Below are 1,402 nucleotides of genomic sequence, written 5' to 3'. Positions count from 1 at the left end.
GTCCAATGGGATGGACGCCCCTACCCGCACCGGCATCCTATGTGCCAAAGTGGGCGTATCACCAACCACTTGAACCGAGCGAGGCGTCCATCATGAAGATTACGACACTAGGTATCGATCTGGCAAAGCAAGTCTTTCAACTGCACGGCGTCGATGAACAAGGCAAAACCGTGTTAAGAAAACAGCTCAAACGCGACCAGATGGCCACGTTCTTCGCCACCTTACCGGTCTGCCTGATTGGCATGGAAGCATGTGGAAGTGCGCATCATTGGGCCCGTAAATTAGAATCGTTCGGGCATACCGTACGCTTGATTGCCCCTCAGTTTGTTAAACCCTACGTTAAAACCAACAAGAACGATGCTGCTGATGCCGAAGCCATCTGCGAGGCAGTGGCTCGGCCTAACATGCGGTTTGTACCGATCAAAAATATCGAACAACAGTCCGTCTTGGCCTTGCACCGGGCTCGACAAGGGTTCGTACGGGCACGGACCGCACAGGCCAATCAGATCCGCGGATTACTGGCTGAGTTCGGGCTGATCGTCCCACAGGGAATCTCTCACCTGCATACACGTGTCCCTGCGCTACTCGAGCAGGCGAATCAGGAGCTGACGGGCTCATTTCGATTACTCATACTCCGGCTCCTGGATCACTTAAAAGAGCTGGATAAACAGGTCCATGAGTTGGAGCGGCAGATTAAAGCCTGGCATAAGGCCAATGAAGCGAGCTGCCGACTTGAGAAAGTTGCGGGCATTGGCCCGATCACCGCCAGTGCCTTGGTTGCCACGATCGGCGATGCCAAAAACTTTACCAATGGCCGACAGTTAGCGGCGTGGCTAGGCTTAGTGCCCAAGCAGCACTCCAGTGGTGGCAAGTCCGTGCTCCTGGGAATCAGCAAACGAGGAGATCAATATCTACGTACCTTGTTAATTCATGGCGCTCGAGCGGTGATCTATCGTGCACGGCAAGCCGCAGAGCCCACCGGTTGGCTACAACGACTCTTGCAGCGATCTCACGCTAACGTAGCGGCTGTTGCATTAGCCAACAAAAATGCCCGTATCGTCTGGGCGTTACTGGCCAATCAACGAACCTTCCAGCCTGACTACACGCCTGACGGCTCATAGTCAGGCTGGACTGAGCTTCCCCTTAAAAGCCACTATTAACCCTTCTCCCGATTGCTCAGGCAAACACGACATGATGGCAAGATAGGTCAGACCGTGGTTGGTTAAACCCGATGTCCCCCAGGCACTAAGCAGTGCGCTTGTCCGATTGAGGCACCAACCAGCAGAACCCATCAGGGACCGCCGCTGACGCGGCAATCAAGTCCGGATGTACGGGTGCAATCTCGACCCACTGTCCAACATGAAGTGAGTGCTTGGCAAAACAGGGGCGTCCATGTACGGGG

Annotated in this window: 1 protein-coding gene; it reads left to right on the top strand. The window is 54.7% G+C overall.

The annotated features are described in order from the left end of the window. The first annotated feature begins 92 nt into the window (after positions 1–92). Entirely contained in the window at positions 93–1,121 is a 1,029-nt protein-coding gene (locus tag Q9R35_RS18660) for an IS110 family transposase (RefSeq protein WP_042489560.1), read from the top strand. Positions 1,122–1,402 lie beyond the last annotated feature (281 nt).

It is taken from the genome of Alcaligenes sp. AB3 (genome assembly GCF_031844565.1).
Classification (GTDB): domain Bacteria; phylum Pseudomonadota; class Gammaproteobacteria; order Burkholderiales; family Burkholderiaceae_B; genus Alcaligenes; species Alcaligenes faecalis.
This window is presented reverse-complemented; position numbering and strand designations above follow the sequence as displayed.

Bases quoted from the DNA above. Each gene is read 5' to 3' on its own strand.
- Q9R35_RS18660 (WP_042489560.1), top strand. From the start codon at position 93: ATGAAGATTACGACACTAGGTATCGATCTGGCAAAGCAAGTCTTTCAA.